This window comes from Chthonobacter albigriseus (assembly GCF_013839445.1).
Classification (GTDB): Bacteria; Pseudomonadota; Alphaproteobacteria; order Rhizobiales; family Pleomorphomonadaceae; genus Chthonobacter; species Chthonobacter albigriseus.
This window is the reverse complement of sequence record NZ_JACDIT010000003.1, coordinates 243483-259299: the sequence shown is the minus strand read 5'-3', so window position 1 is coordinate 259299 and position 15817 is coordinate 243483. Positions and strand designations below refer to the sequence as shown.

Sequence of the window (15817 nt, the reverse complement as noted above, 5' to 3'; positions counted from 1 at the left end):
CAATGCGCGTCTATTACGATCGTGATGCCGACCTCAACCTCATCAAGGGCAAGAAGGTGGTCATCGTCGGCTACGGCTCCCAGGGCCGCGCCCATGCGCTGAACCTGAAGGATTCCGGCGTCAAAGACATCGCCGTGGCGCTGAAGGCCGGTTCCGCCACCGCCAAGAAGGTGGAGGCCGACGGCCTGCCGGTGATGACGGTGGCCGAGGCGGCCGCCTGGGGCGATCTCCTGATGATGGCGACGCCGGACGAGCTGCAGGCGGACATCTACAACAAGGAAATCGCGCCAAACATCCGCGACGGTGCGGCGATCGCCTTCGCGCACGGCCTGAACGTCCACTTCGGCCTGATCGAGCCGAAGAAGACCGTCGACGTCATCATGATCGCGCCGAAGGGCCCCGGCCACACGGTGCGCGGCGAATACCAGAAGGGCGGCGGTGTGCCGTGCCTGGTGGCGATCCACCACGACGCTTCGGGCAACGCGCTCGACATCGCGCTCTCCTACGCCTCGGGCGTCGGCGGCGGTCGGTCCGGCGTGATCGAGACCTCGTTCAAGGAAGAGTGCGAGACCGACCTGTTCGGCGAGCAGGTGGTGCTCTGCGGCGGCCTTGTGGAGCTGATCCGCGCCGGCTTCGAGACGCTGGTGGAAGGCGGCTATGCGCCGGAGATGGCCTACTTCGAGTGCCTGCACGAAGTGAAGCTGATCGTCGACCTGATCTACGAAGGCGGCATCGCCAACATGAACTACTCGATCTCCAACACCGCGGAGTGGGGCGAGTACGTGACCGGGCCGCGCATCATCACCGCCGAGACCAAGGCCGAGATGAAGCGCGTGCTGAAGGACATCCAGACCGGCAAGTTCACCTCGGAGTGGATGCAGGAGTACCGCGCCGGCGCCGCCCGCTTCAAGGCGATCCGCCGCAACAACGACAGCCACCAGATCGAGGAAGTCGGCGAGAAGCTGCGCGGCATGATGCCGTGGATCAAGCAGAAGGCGCTGGTCGACAAGACCCGCAACTGATGTCGGACGTGGGTGCGTTTGCCGCGTGATCCACGGTTTTTCGCTTTGCGCCGGCTCAGGGCTACGCCCTGACCGGTCGCGAGGAGATCAAGCAGAAGGCGCTGGTGGATAAGACTCGCAATTGACGCTCTACGATGGTGCGTTTGCCGCTTGATCCACGGTTTTTCGCTTTGCGCCGGCTCAGGGCTACGCCCTGACCGGTCGCGGGGAGATCAAGCAGAAGGCTTGAGCCTCCTTCGTCGGCGTCCGACTTCCGGATCTGCCACGCACGAGCGATCGATCTGAATGACCGCCCGGTCCGCTTCGGCAGGCCGGGCGGTTTTCGTTCGGGTCAGATGCCCAGCCGGGTGAGGGTGGGGCGGTGGGCGGATTGGAACGTTGCGTGGCGGCGGGTGAGTTCGGCGCGGTTTTCCTCGGGGGTGTCGAGGCGGCGGCCGTCGTGGAGGAGGCGCTGGTTGTCGCGGGCGAGGACGGGCCAGGCGGTGTCGGCGGGGTCCGCGCCAAGGGTTTCTGCGAGCAGGAAGAGCTGCGACAGGCGGTCGAGCTGGACGCCGCCGCCGGTGACCGGCGAAGCGAGCCACTGGATGTCGGTTGCGACGGCGGCGCGCTCCAGGACGGCGCGGTTGAAGCGGCGGGCGGCGGCCGCGCGCGCTTCCAGACCCTCAGCCGGAAGGCAGGGCTCGGCGATGCCGGCGCCGACGAGGACGGCGAGGGCCTGGCGCAGCGACGCGGCGTTCACCGCCGACAGGCCCGGGCGGCCGGCGAGGTCCGCCACCGCGAGAGGGCCGTCGGCAAGGGCGTCCAGGATCGGGTCGTAGATCTCCGGCAGCAGGCGGATACGGCCGAGATGACCGACGACGGTGGCCGGAACGGCCGCGCGCGGGGTGGCGAGAACGAAGCGCGCGGCGTGCCAGCCGGCGTCCGCCTCGGCGGAGAAAAGTCGTTCGCGGCCTTTCACATAGACATCGGCGCGGAAGTGGCGGTTGAGGATGAAATCGCGTGCGGTTTCGCGCAGGATCGGGTCCGAGAGGGTGTCGAGGAAGGCGCGCTGGTCGGCAGTGAGGTTGGCCGCGTCGACCCCGTCGATGAGCGAGGCGGGGCCGAGGTAGTCGAGCTTGGCCTCGGCGAGCGCCGCGGCGACCTCGGCGACGTGGAAGGGCTGCCAGTGGCGGTTCAGATACTCGTGGGCGAGGTAGCGCCGATCCTGGCCGCGATTGAGAGCGAGGCGTTCGGCGAGGGCCGGATTGTTGCGGAAGGCGGCGGGGTCGACGGCGGAAAGCCGGTCGAGGAAGGCGAAGGCGGCGTCCAGGCGCTCGGCGGGGGAGCCGGCGGCGGCATCGGCGGTGGTCTTGAGGAGGGCGCGGAGCGGGGCGGCGGCGGACCAGCCGGGCAGAGCGTTGTAGGCGCAGAAGACCAGGCCGCCGGGCTTCAGATGGCGGCGGAGGAAGGCTGTGATGACGTCGCGGTCCTCCGGCGAGACCCAGGTCCAGACGCCCTGCAGGGTGACAATGTCGAACGCCGGCAGATCCGGCCGGGCGCAGAATTCGGCGAAGCTCTCATCGTGAAAGTGGGCGTTGTCGAGGCCGCCGGCCTCGGCGAGCCGGCGGATGGCGGCGATGTGGGCGGGGTTGAAGTCGACGCCGTGAACCTGCCAGCCGGGGTTCGCTGCGGCAAGCACGGCAGCGGTGAGGCCGTAGCCGCAACCGAGATCGCAAATCCGAAGCGGTGCAGCGGGATCGGGGGCACGAAAGCCGGCGGCGAGAGCGGCGAAGGCGAGGAGCGTCGGCGCGCAGTCGCGATGATAGCTTTCGGTGTAGGTGATGTCGGTGACGTATCCACCGGTCCAGCCTGGCATGGCCCCCTCCGCCGATTCGGCCTCTGCGATGTGACCACGCCAGCGCGACGGGCGGAAGCGGGACGGCGGGCCGACGCGTCGGGCGGACGAAATGGCCTTCCGTCGGCGCGGGAGAATGCTTAGGCAGGAGGGCCGACTTTCAGGGAGCCGCCATGATCACGCCGATCTCGTCCGTCCAGATCCGACTATCGCCCGGCGGCTGGGGCGTCGATGCGGAAACGAGCGCCAAGGTCGACGCCCATTGGGCGATGCTGACGGCGAAGAACCCGCATCTGTGGAACGGGCGGGTGCTGGGCACGGTCGCCCCGGGTCTTCCGGGCGGGTTGCGGGTCGAGGACGGCGTGCTGCACGGGACGGCACGGGAAGGCAGCTTCGCCGAGTTCCTGGCCTGGCGCGACTGGGGATTCCCGGACATCGGGCTCCGGAACCTGTTCGGCTCCGCGCTGGTGCTGTCGGGCGACGGGGCGTTGATCTATGGCCTAATGGGGCGGCATACCGCCAACGCGGGGCGGATCTATCCGCCGGGCGGGAGCCTGGAGCCGGCGGACGTGACAGCCGACGGACTGGTGAATGTGGTGGGGTCGATCGAGCGCGAGCTTCATGAGGAGACCGGGCTCGACGCGGACGATGCGACCGTGGAGGGGATGATCGCGGTGTTCGACGGGCCGCGGATTTCGATCGGCCGGATGTTCCGCTTCGATGCGCCTGCCGCAGCCCTGGCGGAGGCGATCCGCGCCCACAACGCGGGGGTGGAGCGGCCGGAGTTCGACGAAGTGGTCGTGCTGCGATCGGCGGCGACGCTGGACGAGCGGTCGCCGCCCTATGCGCGGATGGCGGCCGCCCACGTGCTTTCGGGCTGAAGCGCGCGGGCGGCGGGGCCGGTCAGTAGGAGTAGGGCGAGACGCACTCGCGGACCTGACCGGAGTAGGCGACCCAGGTGTTGTCGTAGGGCGAATAGGACCGGTAGCGGGCCGAGCACCAGGCGACGTGGGCGTCCTGTCCGCGGTGGTGGCGATTGCGGTAGACCGGCACCGGATCGTCGTAGACGACGCGCGGACGGACGTAGATCTGGCGCGGCTGGACGTAGACGGGCGGCCGGTCGTGATAGTAGGCGCGCGGCGGGGGGTAGTAGGCCGGCGGCGCCGAATAGGAGGGGTAGGCGTAGCTCGGCTGCGGCGCGAGGGCCTGGCCGAGCAGGACGCCACCGAGAATGCCGATGGCCGCGCCGGCGAGCACGTCGCCCGAGCGGTGGTGCCGGCGGTGGCGGGCTTCCGCGTCGCCCGTGGTTCCGAGCGTGGCGGTGACCGCGGTCAGCGACATGAGGCCGGCGGTCGCCAAAATGCCGAGTTTCATCATCTTGGGTCTCCTTGGTGCCGGGCGGGGCCGGGTATCCGACTGCCGGCGATGTGCCCGGCAAGGGATCCGTGCTCCGGCAGTGAAACTAACACACGGTTTGCGGCAAATAGCAGGCGCCGCACAACCGACAACGAACAATCAACCATTGCCGTTCCGTTCACTCTCGCCGCAACGAGGACGCCGGGGTCGTGGACGGGACGCTCGCAGACTCCTATGGTCGTTCGCGCCTGAACGGCGCATGAACAAGACGGGGAGATGGCTTTGGCGCGTCGCTATGTGATCCTGGATGTGTTCACCGAACGGGCCCTGGCGGGCAATCCGCTGGCCGTCGTGCTGGAGTCCGACGGGCTCGATGCCGCGGCGATGCAGAAGATCGCAGCCGAGTTCAACCTTTCCGAGACCGTGTTCGTGAGCCCGCCGCCGCGGCCGGGGCTGACCGCGGCCGTGCGGATCTTCACCCCGGCGCGGGAGCTGCCGTTCGCAGGACATCCCACGGTGGGCACGGCGGTGCTGCTGGCGGCCGAGCGGCTGGACGGCATCGCGCGGGAGACCGACGCGGTGGTGGTGCTTCAGGAGGAAATCGGCATCGTGCGCTGCGGCGTGGTGCTGGCGCCGAACCGGCCGGGACGGGCGGTGTTCGACATCCCCAAGCTGCCGGAGGAGTTGCCGTTCCACGGGGACGTGGGGCTGGCGGCGTCGGCCCTCGGCATCGACCGGCAGGACATCGGCTTCGAGAATCACGTGCCGACGGTCTACTCGGCCGGCGCGCCCTTCGTGTTCGTGCCGGTGCGTGACCGCTCCGCGATCGCGGCGATCGAGCTGCAGACAAGCAACTGGGAGGCCGGCTTCGGCTCCAAGAAGATGAACGTCTTCGTCTACACGCGCGACTGCGCGAACGCGGACGGGGATTTCCACGCGCGCATGTTCGCACCAGAGCTGGGGATCGCGGAGGACCCGGCGACCGGATCGGCGGCGGCGGCCTTCGCCGGGGCGGTGATGCGCTTCGACGGATCGTCGGACGGCGAACGGCGGCTGATCATCGAGCAAGGCTACGAGATGGGCCGGCCGAGCCGGATCGAATTGGAGCTCGTGGTGGAGAAGGGCCGGCTGCACGGTGCACGCATCGGCGGTCACGCGGTGGTGGTCGCGCGCGGCGAACTGATGATCTGACGAGGATCAAGGCCGAAGCCGCTGCACGGATGCAGAATGGGGCATTCCTTTCCCGAGAGGTGCCCCATGCCCAGACGCATTCTCATCATCCAGGGCCATCCCGACCGGGATCCGGCCCGCTACGGCCGCGCGCTGGCGGATGCCTACGCGAACGGTGCGCAGGCCGCGGGGCACGACGTGCGGCGGCTCGACCTTGCCGAACTGGCACTGCCGCCGCTGGCGAGCGTCGCGGACTGGAACAGCGCACCGACACCGGCGGTGAAAGCGGCGCAGGAGGCCATTCTTGCGGCGGAGCACCTGGTGTTCTTCTATCCGCTCTGGCTCGGCGCCATGCCGGCGCTGATGAAGGCCTTCCTGGAGCAGGTCTGCCGGCCGGGCTTCGCCTTTCCGCAGAAACGCGACGGGCTCGGCCTCGGCCTGCTGAAGGGACGATCGTCGCGGACCGTGGTCACGATGGGCATGCCGCGGCTGTTCTATGTGGTGTGGTACCGGGCGCTGACGCTGCGGGCCTTCGAGCGCAACATCCTCACTTTCATCGGGGTGAAGCCGAACCGGCACACGATCATCGGCAACGTGGAGGGCATGACGCCCGTGGCGCGCGCCGGCTGGCTGGAGCGGATGCGGGCGCTCGGCGCGGCGGCACGGTGAGGCGCGGGCGGCGCGCCGGCAGGGGACGGCCGCATGCCGGGGTCGAACCGGGGCGTCAGCTCGGCTATGATCCCGCCGACATTCAGCGGAGGCTTTTTCCTTGGCGGCTTTCACCATCCGGCAAGCCCGGAGAGACGACCCGGCGGCGCGCATCGCGAACCTGATCTGGACGGTGGATATTCCGGTGATGGCCTTTCAGTTCGGCAGCTTCGACACCTTCCTGGCCGGTCTGGCGCAGGACTGGGCGGCGAACCGCGGCGCAGAACCTCCACGGCGCACTCTGGTGGCGGAAGCCGGGGGCGAGATCGTCGGGCTGACCGTGCTGCATTCGGCCGACAGCCTGGAGCGGGCCTTCGAGGAAGCCGGGGAGACGCTTCGGGCGATCGTGCCTGAGGCGGACTGGGCGGCGATCGAGGCGCGCTTCGCGGCGACCGGGATGCTGTTCGAGGGCGTGCCGGAGGATGCGGTCTACGTGCTCGACCTTGCGGTGGACGCGGCATGGCACGGGCGCGGCGTGGGGCGGGCGTTGATCGCCGCGGCGACCGACCGGGCGCGGCGAGACGGCGCCCGGCGGCTGGCGCTGGACGTGGCGGCAACCAACCCGGCGCTGGCGTTCTACCAGCGGATCGGGCTGCAGATCGTGGGACAGGTGACGCTGGACATCCCGGTCGCGGAGGAGGACCGGCTTCACTACCGGCTGGAACTGCCGCTGGAGGCCTGACCCGCCAGCGGCGGGCCGCATGCCCGCCGGGTCGGACCGGCGGGCGATGGCTGACGGGCCTCGGCTCAGGGCTGCAGGGCGGCCTGGACGGTGGGGGCGCCGAGCAGTTCCTCTATCGCAGCGAGGTGGCGGGCCGTGGTGCGGGCCGCCTCCGCCAGCTGGACAAGACGCTGGTCGGCGTCGCCGAGCTGGGCGACGAGTTGGTCGTTGCGTTCGGTCAGGGCGGCATTCTCGGCGGCGAGACCCGCGACGTCGGTGTTGAGCTGGACGAGCTGGCTTTCGCGCGCCTTCACCGCGGCGAGGGCGGGAACCAGCCGGTTGTTGGCGTCGACCATCAGGCGCAAGGCCGCTTCGCGTTCGGCGGTGAGCTTGTCGATGGCCTTGCCGAGAGCCTCGGCCTCCGCACGCAACTCGAGCACCTCCACAAGGGCCTGGCGCCGGGTGTTTTCCGCTTCCGATTTCACGAGCAGCGCGGCGGCGACATCCTTGCGCCGGTAGTCGACGGCGGCAGCGAGCGAGACGACCTGGTTCTCCAGGCCGACGACCTCGCGGCCGAGGCTGTCCTTGGCGGCCGTGAGCCGTTCGCTGTCGGCCTTCCAGGCGGTGGCTTCCGCCACCAGACGGGCATTCTCCTCGACGTCGGCGATCAGGCCGCCGAGCTCGGTGCGGCGCGCGCCGACAGCGGCCTGGAGGGCCGTGAGGCCGTTTTCAAGCTCCAGCACGGTGCGGCCGAGGACCCGGTTCTTCGGCTCCAGTTCGGCATAAAGCGCGGATGCTTCGGCCGCGCGCGCGGACGCGTCGGCTGCCTCGGCTTCGATCCGGGCCAATTGGCCCGCGGCCTTGGCGACCTGATCCTGCCGGGCCCCGGCGGCGGCGGAGAAGGATACGAGGGCGTTCTCGACGCCGACGAGTTCACGCTGCTTGGCGGCGATCGACCGGTTCAGCGTTTCCGCCGTCGACGGCTCCAGCCCGGCGGCGGCCAGCTGCGCGTTCACACCGGCGAGTTCGGAGCGGGCGCCGAAGGTCTCGGCCCAGCCGGCCACGGCCAGGACGGCCGAGACGCCGAGGGCGACCACCACCGACCGGGGCGACTTGTCCAGCCAACCGGCTGACGTCTTCTCGTCACTGCTCATCCGACAACCCCCTGAATGAAGATGAAAACAACAAGATTTCGTTCGCTCGGCGATCTGCCGGCAGCGAAGAAGGCACAAGAACTGGACGGGGCAGTCTGCTTCGGGTGAGAACGAGGCGCAACCGTCAGATGGATGATTTCGTGAATTGTTGATTGGTCCAATCAAGCAGATTTCCGGCGGGGATGCCGGGGGCGTTTGCAATCAGATACTTGTCCGTCTAAGATGAATTGCTCATGTATTCTCGACGGAAACGGCCGACCGGTGCGATGGCTGTCGCCTTCACGCATTCGGCCGCCGGGGACCTCGTCCGAGGCTTGCTTTTCCCGGTCGTATCGGGCAAAAGGCAGTGGAAACCTGGGATTGGCGCCCCCGTGCGCCCGACGAGAGACGAGACCGGTTCCATGACGATCGCGGTTCATCCGATCGCATCGACCGCTGCCGAGGGGGACTTCTCCCGGCGGACGCTTCGCCTCGCCTTGCTTTCCGGTCTCCTCCTTATCCGCCCCTGAGCGTCGGCTGGCCTGTTCACGGCCGGGCTCTCAGGGGATGATCGCACGACACGGGACCCAAACCGGCCCGTCGGACGCGCTTTTCAAACCGCACCAGCGCTCCGGGCCACAGCGACCGACAAGGAAGCCATCGATGACCGAGACCAGCCAGCCCACCAAGGACAAGATCGTCATCTTCGACACCACGCTGCGCGACGGCGAGCAAAGCCCCGGCGCCTCCATGTCGCTGGAGGAGAAGCTGCAGGTAGCCGAGCTCCTCGACGAGATGGGCGTCGACGTGATCGAGGCGGGCTTTCCGATCGCCTCGAACGGCGACTTCGAGGCCGTGTCGGAGATCGCCCGGCGGGTGAAGAACGCGGTGGTCTGCGGCCTCGCCCGCGCCTCGGCCAACGACATCGACCGGGCCGGCGAGGCGCTGAAGCACGCCCACGCCAAGCGCATCCACACCTTCATCTCCACCTCGCCGCTGCACATGAAGTACAAGCTGCAGCTGGAGCCGGAAAAGGTGTTCGAGAAGGTGATCGCCTCGGTCACCCATGCGCGCAAGTGGACCGACGACGTGGAGTGGTCGGCCGAGGACGGATCGCGCACCGAGCACGACTTCCTCTGCCGCTGCGTGGAAGCGGCGATCAAGGCGGGCGCGACGACGATCAACATCCCGGACACCGTGGGCTATTCGGTGCCGGAGGAGTATTTCGCGCTGATCCAGATGCTGCTCAACCGCGTGCCGAACGCGGACCAGGCGGTGTTCTCCACGCACTGCCACGACGACCTCGGCATGGCAGTGGCGAATTCGCTGGCCGGCATTCGGGCCGGCGCGCGGCAGATCGAGTGCACCATCAACGGCCTCGGCGAGCGCGCTGGCAACGCGGCGCTGGAGGAGGTGGTGATGGCGATCCGCACGCGCGGCGACGTGCTGCCCTTCCGCACCGACATCAAGACGCCGATGCTGATGCGCGCCTCCAAGATGGTGAGCAACGCCTCGGCCTTCCCGGTGCAGTACAACAAGGCGATCGTCGGCCAGAACGCCTTCGCCCACGAGAGCGGCATCCACCAGGACGGCATGCTGAAGAACGCGCAGACCTACGAGATCATGCGGCCGGAGGACGTGGGCGTGAAGTCGACGTCGCTGGTGATGGGCAAGCATTCCGGCCGGCACGCCTTCAAGGAGAAGCTGAAGGATCTCGGCTACGAACTGGGCGAGAACGCCTTCGAGGACGCCTTCAAGCGCTTCAAGGACCTCGCAGACAAGAAGAAGCACGTGTTCGACGAGGACATCGACGCGCTGGTCTCCGACGAGATGGGCGCGGCGGGCGAGAGCGTGAAGGTGATCGCCCTGACGGTGATCGCCGGCACGGCGGGCCCGCAGATGGCGACCATCACGCTCGACGTGAACGGCACGCATATCACCAAGATGTCGAACGGCGACGGTCCGGTCGACGCCACGTTCAACGCCATCAAGTCGATCATCCCGCACGAGGCGACGCTGCGGCTCTACCAGGTGAGCGCCGTGACCGAGGGCACCGACGCACAGGCGGAGGTGTCCGTGCGTCTGGAGGAGGGCGGCAAGCAGGTGACCGGCCGCGCCGCCGATACGGATACGCTGGTGGCGAGCGCCAAGGCCTACGTGAGCGCGGTGAACAAGCTCAGCGGCAACCGCGGCCGGCTGAACGCGCGGGAAGCCGCCGCGGTGTGAGTCGCCTGCGTCGAGAACAGCGACCGGGAGCGTCTCCCGGTCGCTGACGTCCGCCCGGGTTCGCCTAGGGCGCGGTCACCATCGCGGCGGTGACTGCCGGTGGGAGGCTCTCACAGAGAGCTGGCGGCCCAGAGGCGCCGGACTCTTCGCGCGCTCCGTCAGTCCGGTCGATTCTCCCGAAGGACACTCCTCCATGGCCCGCCTAGGTAGTGGGAAAGGGCGCGGGTCCGCGCTTGCCCAGGCTCGTTTTGGCGGTCTTTTCATGGCTGCCGAACAGCCGGGAAAAAGAGCTTGCGGCCGGCCGCCGCCGCCGCTATAAGCCCGGCATCCCAAACGGACGGCGGCAGCGTCGCCGACCGCGGTAGGGCGCGTAGCTCAGTTGGTAGAGCAGCTGACTCTTAATCAGCGGGTCACAGGTTCGATCCCTGTCGCGCCCACCACACAAAAGGCCCGGTTCTCCGGGCTTTTTTGTTGCCTGGAATCAGAACAAAAAGTGAACTATTGTGACAACCTCGGGGAGGTGTCCATTGTCGGAATGGCCCGTTCGGAGGCGAGCGTCGGTCGTTCTTGTGGGATGACGGACTGCGGGAGCAAGATTGCTGACAGGGGCTGGCGGGGATCGCCGGGATAAAGAGGGGAGGGGGCGGAGGGAGGCTTTCATGACTGGGAAACGGATCGCCGTCGTGCTCCTCGACGCGTTCGCCGATTGGGAGATCGGGTTGTTCGGCGCGGCGGCGAGGACATGGGCGGGCGGGGACGTCCGCCATGTCACGCCGGGCGGCGCGACGGTGCGGTCGATGGGCGGACTGGCGGTGACACCTGCGGGTACGCTCGCCGATCTTGCGAGCGGCGACCACGATGCGCTCGTGATCATCGGTTCGTCCCTCTGGGAGGCTCCCGATGCGCCCGATATCGGCGGGTTGGTGCGGGCCGATCTGGCGACCGGGATTCCGGTCGGGGCGATCTGCGGGGGGACGCTGGCGGTGGCGCGGGCAGGCGTGCTCGCCGAGCGCCGGCACACCAGCAATGCCGCCGGATACCTCACGGAGCACGTGCCCAACTACGGCGGTGCGGCGCGGTATGTCGATACGCCGCGCGCCGTGGTGGACGGCGGCCTCGTGACGGCGCCGGGCAGTGCGCCGGCGACATTCGCAACGGCGATGATCGGCCTGATCTGGCCCGGACATCCCCTGATCGATCAGATCGCGGCGCTTACCGCCGCCGAGCACCGGAGCGGGTGATGGCCGGGCCGGCGAGTGCCCGGCTCGCGTGGGCGGTCGACCGCGTCGCGCCCCGCATGGGCGACCGGGTGCTGGAGATCGGGTGCGGCCCGGGCGTCGCGGGCGACCTGGTGTGCTGCCGCATCGGCGGCGGCCGGTATGTGGGGCTCGACCGCTCGGCGACGGCCATCGCGGCCGCCGAGCGGCGGAACGCCGTCCATGCCGCTCGCGGGACGGCGTCTTTCGTGACGGTCGAGGCCGAGAACGCGGTTTTCCCGGACGCGGCGTTCGACGTTGTGTTCGCCGTCCGGGTCGGGCTCGTCGCCGACGGGGACGCGCAACTGCTCGACCGGATCGGGAGATGGCTGGCGCCGGCGGGGCGTCTGGTCGTTGTCCACGACAAACCGGGGATGGAGGGCGGCGCCCTGGGCGGGGTGATCCGCGACCGGCTGGAGCGGGCCGGCTGGACCGTCGTGGCGGTGAACCACGCGGATGCCATGGACGGCGGGATGACCTGCGTTGAGGCCTGCCCGCCGCCTGGAGGGAACATTCAACCAAGTAGTTGACAGTCAGGATTGCCGCTCCTATTCTCAACCACATGGTTGAAGAAAGCTCCTCCCGGCTCGATGCCGTCTTCCATGCCCTGGCCGATCCGACGCGGCGGTCGATGCTTCGCCAACTTTCCGCCGGCGAGCGGACGGTCGGCGATCTCGCCGCGCCGCATCCGATGTCGCTGGCCGCGGCGTCCAAGCACGTCAAGGTTCTGGAGGAGGCGGGGTTGGTGCGCCGGGAGATCCGGGGGCGGACCCATGTCTGCCGGCTGGAGGCGATGCCGATGCACGCCGGGCAGGAATGGATCCGGCACTTCGAGCGGTTCTGGACCGAAAGGCTCGATGTCCTGGAGGCTCTGCTGACCGCCAACGACGAGAAGGAACACGGCGATGACCAGCGTGAACGGTGACGAGACGGGTGGCTTCGGCCGGCAGGTGACCGCCGATACGGTGCGGATCGAGCGGGTGCTGCCCGGCCCGCGGGAACGGATCTGGCGCTACCTCACGGAACCGGAGCTCAGGCGGAAATGGCTGGCGGCCGGCGCGTTCGAGCTTTCACCCAGCGGCGACGTGGAACTCGTGTTCCGCAACAGCGAACTCACCGCCAATGACGATCCGCCGCCGGCGCGTTTCGCGGACGCGGGCGGGGAGGTCCGCCTGGTCGGCGTGATCACCGTCTGCGCGCCGACGGAGGTCCTCGCCTACACGTGGGGAGCCGGAGACGACGCCTCGGAGGTGCGCTTCGACCTTGTCGACGAAGGGTCGAAGGTGCGGCTGACGGTAACCCACACCCGGCTGGCGAACCGCGACATGCGGGTCATGGTCTCGGCGGGATGGCACACCCATCTCGATCTCCTGGTCGCCGTCCTGGAAGAGAGGGCGCCGGATGGTTTCTGGCGGCGTTTCGCGACGCTGGAGCGCGCCTACGAGGACCGGCTGCCGCGCGCGTGACGCGGCCTGAGGAGGAGCAGCGCCATGTTGCTGAAGGACAAGACGGCCGTCATCCACGGTGGCGGCGGAGCGATCGGCGGCGCCATGGCCAGGGCGTTCGCCAGGGAGGGCGCGCGGGTGTTCCTGGCGGGCCGGACGAAGGCGAAGCTGGACGCGGTGGCGGCTGACATCCGCGCGGCGGGGGGCGCGGCGGAGACGGCCGTGGTGGACGTGCTCGATCTCGACGCGGTGCGCGCCCACGCCGGCGGCGTCGTGGAGCGGTCCGGGCGGATCGACATCGCGGCCAACGCGGTCGGCTTCCTTCACGTGCAGGGAATACCGCTCGAGGCGCTTTCGCTGGAGGCGTTCGAGCGGCCGTTACAGGCCTATACGCGGGCGCATTTCATCGTCGCCAAAGTGATGGGCGAGATCATGGGCGCGCAGGGAAGCGGCGTGATCCTGACGATCTCCACGCCGGGATCGAAGGTGACCTTTCCCGGTTTCCTTGGCTACGGCACGACATGCAGCGCGGTGGAGTCGTTTTCCCGGATCCTGGCGGCCGAACTGGGCGGGCAGGGGGTGCGGGTGGTCTGCCTCCGGCCGGACGCCATTCCGGAGACGCTCGACCGATCGCACGTGCGGGAGATCTTCGCGCCGATGGCCGAGCAGGCCGGGGCGCGGCTGGAGGACATGCTGGAAGGGCGCGCGCAGGCGAGCACGTTCCTGAAGCGCCTGCCCCGGCTGGACGACGTGGCCGAGGCGGCGGCCTTCTACGCCTCCGACCGGGCCGGCGCCGCAACGGGCGTGGTCGTCAACCTGACCGGCGGCTCGCCCCTCGACTGATCGAAAGGCCCTGCGCGGTGTTCTGTCCGGGAATCGGTCGAGCCGCGCGAAGCCGATCTTCGCGTCCGCCGTGCGCAGAAGACGCGGTAGATACCCTCGATCCTCTTGATGGCGGTAGCGTTGTCCAGCCGGTGGTGCGCCGGTTCCGCGGCCCGGAGCTCCATGAATTGATCGTGGGTGACGCTCGAGTAGCGGAGACGGACACCCGGATGGCGTTGCTGGAACGCCTCGTTGACCGCTCAGAAGGCCGTGTCCGAGCCTTCAGCCCTGGACACCAGCATGTTCAGGGTGCCGGCGATCGGGTCGCACTCAAGCGCCGTCGGCGGTGGCGGCGGTGCGGGTCGTTCGCGGTTGCGTGAGGGACCGATGGTGCCGCCGGGTTCGATCTCGGCCGGCGGCAGCGGCACGTCCGGCAGCTTCCGTTCGCCGAGGCTTTCCAGAAGCAATGCCGCCGCCTTCGCGCCGATCAGGAACGGTGACGTCCGCACCGTGGTCAGGGTCGGGTCGAGGACGCGGCCGGCCGGCACACCATCGAAGCCGACGATCGAGACGTCCTGGGGAATGCGGAAGCCGAGCGCCCTTGCGCGGCGGGCGAAACCCAGCGCGGCGGCGTCGCTGGCAGCCACGACGGCGGTGGGAGGCTCCCGCCCGGCCATTAGCTGTTCCGCGGCCCGCTCGCCGTCCTCGAAGCTGCCATCGCCCTCGACGACGGGATCTATGACGACGCCGTAGTCGCGCAGCGCTTCCCGCCAGAGCATGCGCGTACGCCAGCTGCGGACATGCGGCCGAGGACCCGTCAGATAGGCGATCCGGCCGTGGCCGGCCTCGACGAGCGTCCGTGCGAGGGTGCGGATCGCGGCATTGCAGTCCTGGTGAACCACGGGGAACGGAAAACCGTCTGAATGGGCATCGATTCCGACCGCGGGCAGGCCGATATCGAGGAGCCCGGGTATGCGCGGATCGTTGTGCCGGATATCCTGGAGCAGGACGCCATCGACGCGCCGATCCGCCATCAACCGGCGAAACCCCTGCAGCTTGTCGTCGACCGGCGCGCCGCCCAGCAGCACGAGCACATAGCCGCGCGTTTCGAGCATCGATTGGACGCCGCCGACGAAGGCCGGAAGCAGGGAATCGCGATCAAAGGCGGCGGGCGCACGCCGGACGATCAGGCCTACGGCATAGGCCCTGTCCGACGAGAGACTGCGGCCGCGGATGGACGCGACGTAACCAAGCTCGTCGGCCGCTAGGCGGATGCGCCGACGGGTCTCCTCCGACACGCCCGACCGGTCATTAAGCGCGCTCGACACCGAGCTGATCGCGACCCCGGCGCGCCGTGCAACATCCGCGATCGTCACCCGTTCTGACAACTTGTTCCGTCTCCCTCCGTTTGCCGGCGAAGGACAGCGGCGCCAAGCCTGGCGCTGCCTAACGTTTCAGCCGCAAAGGTCCGCGGTTGCGGCGAGTTTCATGGGTTTCCGGCCGCAGAAGTGATCGCTTGTCATACCTCAGTAAACCGAAAGCGATGTACTTCTATCGTTAAAAGAAACTATCGGACAACAACTATCGTACACACCGCTATACGTTGACGGAAGGGTTTCGCGTCGCTTTGCGCAGAACAAGACAGCCGTGAACGATCGCATGTCGTCGCCGAAGGAAGAATCCGGCGAGGCGGCGGTTTCGCGCAAGACCGACTACAGGGGTGTGCGGCCCGTCGCTGGGGACGACTGGACGTAGACCGCCGGCGTTTCCGCCCCGGACTTTGGGCCGTTCATCCGCTAAGCCGGAAACCCGATGCTGGCCGCCGAACGGCTATTCCGGTCGCCAGGCGATGTTCGACCTGCACGATGCCGCGAAGCTCATGGTCCGAACGGGCCGGTTCTTCATCACGCTGCGCACGGCCTACGAACTGGACATCGCCATCGGTTGTCCGGTCCGCTTCGTGGAAGGGCCCGGCGCGCTTCAAGGGCCGTGGGATGCTCTTCTACCTCGCCGGTGATCACTGCGACTGCCTCGCCACCGGTGACCAGACCGGGTCGAACCGGCGGAAGCCTAACCCAATCGCAGCAGGAACGGAGGTGTGGCCACTCTTTGGGACGGTGGGCGACGGAACCTCGCGGCATGGCAGGGGTTGCGTGACCGGGGTCTTTGCCTTCGTCTGCCGGG

The 15817-nt window shown here is 68.7% G+C and carries 16 protein-coding genes and 1 tRNA gene; 13 read left to right on the top strand and 4 right to left on the bottom strand.

Features of this window, described 5'->3' with window-relative positions; translation table 11 throughout:
• Positions 1-2 precede the first annotated feature (2 nt).
• Positions 3-1022 (top strand): ketol-acid reductoisomerase, encoded by a 1020-nt coding sequence (gene ilvC / locus HZ321_RS11485; RefSeq protein ID WP_181702482.1) that lies wholly within the window; start codon positions 3-5, stop codon positions 1020-1022.
• A 331-nt stretch (positions 1023-1353) separates the two neighbouring features.
• Here the strand turns inward: ilvC and HZ321_RS11480 are convergent, their stop codons facing one another.
• Positions 1354-2877, bottom strand: coding sequence for a methyltransferase regulatory domain-containing protein (locus tag HZ321_RS11480; RefSeq protein ID WP_181702481.1), 1524 nt, complete (start codon positions 2875-2877; stop codon positions 1354-1356).
• Positions 2878-3029: 152 nt separating this feature from the next.
• On the opposite strand from HZ321_RS11480, the gene HZ321_RS11475 reads away from it, so the two are divergent.
• The gene (locus HZ321_RS11475) at positions 3030-3737 is read left to right on the top strand and encodes an NUDIX hydrolase (RefSeq protein WP_181702480.1); all 708 of its coding nucleotides are present in this window, start codon (positions 3030-3032) and stop codon (positions 3735-3737) included.
• A gap of 22 nt (positions 3738-3759) precedes the next feature.
• Here HZ321_RS11475 and HZ321_RS11470 read toward each other — a convergent pair whose 3' ends face one another.
• The gene (locus HZ321_RS11470; RefSeq protein WP_181702478.1) at positions 3760-4233 is read right to left on the bottom strand and encodes a BA14K family protein; all 474 of its coding nucleotides are present in this window, start codon (positions 4231-4233) and stop codon (positions 3760-3762) included.
• Positions 4234-4488: 255 nt separating this feature from the next.
• Between HZ321_RS11470 and HZ321_RS11465 the strand changes: the two genes are divergently transcribed.
• The 3 genes from HZ321_RS11465 (at position 4489) to HZ321_RS11455 (ending at position 6772) form a co-directional block, all read left to right on the top strand.
• Positions 4489-5403, top strand: a complete 915-nt coding sequence (locus HZ321_RS11465) for a PhzF family phenazine biosynthesis isomerase (RefSeq protein ID WP_206682770.1) — start codon at positions 4489-4491, stop codon at positions 5401-5403.
• Between the two features lie 66 nt (positions 5404-5469).
• Entirely contained in the window at positions 5470-6051 is a 582-nt protein-coding gene (locus HZ321_RS11460) for an NAD(P)H-dependent oxidoreductase (protein WP_181702476.1), read from the top strand.
• A 100-nt stretch (positions 6052-6151) separates the two neighbouring features.
• Positions 6152-6772, top strand: coding sequence for a GNAT family N-acetyltransferase (locus HZ321_RS11455; protein ID WP_181702474.1), 621 nt, complete (start codon positions 6152-6154; stop codon positions 6770-6772).
• Positions 6773-6837: 65 nt separating this feature from the next.
• Here the strand turns inward: HZ321_RS11455 and HZ321_RS11450 are convergent, their stop codons facing one another.
• Positions 6838-7905 (bottom strand): coiled-coil domain-containing protein, encoded by a 1068-nt coding sequence (locus HZ321_RS11450; protein WP_181702471.1) that lies wholly within the window; start codon positions 7903-7905, stop codon positions 6838-6840.
• 642 nt (positions 7906-8547) lie between these two features.
• Here HZ321_RS11450 and HZ321_RS11445 point away from each other — a divergent pair.
• The 7 genes from HZ321_RS11445 to HZ321_RS11415 all read left to right on the top strand — a co-directional run bounded on the left by HZ321_RS11445 (position 8548) and on the right by HZ321_RS11415 (position 13654).
• Positions 8548-10110 (top strand): 2-isopropylmalate synthase, encoded by a 1563-nt coding sequence (locus HZ321_RS11445; RefSeq protein WP_181702469.1) that lies wholly within the window; start codon positions 8548-8550, stop codon positions 10108-10110.
• Positions 10111-10474: 364 nt separating this feature from the next.
• Positions 10475-10550 (top strand) — tRNA-Lys (locus HZ321_RS11440).
• 219 nt (positions 10551-10769) lie between these two features.
• A complete protein-coding gene (locus HZ321_RS11435) occupies positions 10770-11351 on the top strand; it encodes a DJ-1/PfpI family protein (RefSeq protein WP_181702467.1) in 582 nt (193 codons plus the stop codon).
• Positions 11351-11896: a class I SAM-dependent methyltransferase gene (locus HZ321_RS11430; protein ID WP_181702466.1), complete on the top strand. Its 546-nt coding sequence runs from the start codon at positions 11351-11353 to the stop codon at positions 11894-11896. The genes HZ321_RS11435 and HZ321_RS11430 overlap by 1 nt, the downstream gene beginning before the upstream one ends.
• Before the next feature lie 32 nt (positions 11897-11928).
• Positions 11929-12291, top strand: coding sequence for an ArsR/SmtB family transcription factor (locus HZ321_RS11425; RefSeq protein ID WP_181702634.1), 363 nt, complete (start codon positions 11929-11931; stop codon positions 12289-12291).
• Complete coding sequence (locus HZ321_RS11420; RefSeq protein WP_181702464.1) at positions 12272-12832, top strand: SRPBCC family protein; 561 nt, start codon at positions 12272-12274, stop codon at positions 12830-12832. Before HZ321_RS11425 ends, HZ321_RS11420 begins: the two co-directional genes overlap by 20 nt.
• Positions 12833-12856: 24 nt before the next feature.
• Positions 12857-13654: an SDR family NAD(P)-dependent oxidoreductase gene (locus HZ321_RS11415; protein WP_181702463.1), complete on the top strand. Its 798-nt coding sequence runs from the start codon at positions 12857-12859 to the stop codon at positions 13652-13654.
• A 239-nt stretch (positions 13655-13893) separates the two neighbouring features.
• Here HZ321_RS11415 and HZ321_RS11410 read toward each other — a convergent pair whose 3' ends face one another.
• A complete protein-coding gene (locus HZ321_RS11410) occupies positions 13894-15021 on the bottom strand; it encodes a LacI family DNA-binding transcriptional regulator (protein WP_181702461.1) in 1128 nt (375 codons plus the stop codon).
• Between the two features lie 461 nt (positions 15022-15482).
• Between HZ321_RS11410 and HZ321_RS11405 the strand changes: the two genes are divergently transcribed.
• Positions 15483-15650 carry a hypothetical protein gene (locus tag HZ321_RS11405; protein WP_181702459.1) on the top strand — a complete coding sequence of 56 codons (168 nt, stop codon included), beginning with the start codon at positions 15483-15485 and terminating at the stop codon, positions 15648-15650.
• The last annotated feature ends 167 nt before the right edge of the window (positions 15651-15817 follow it).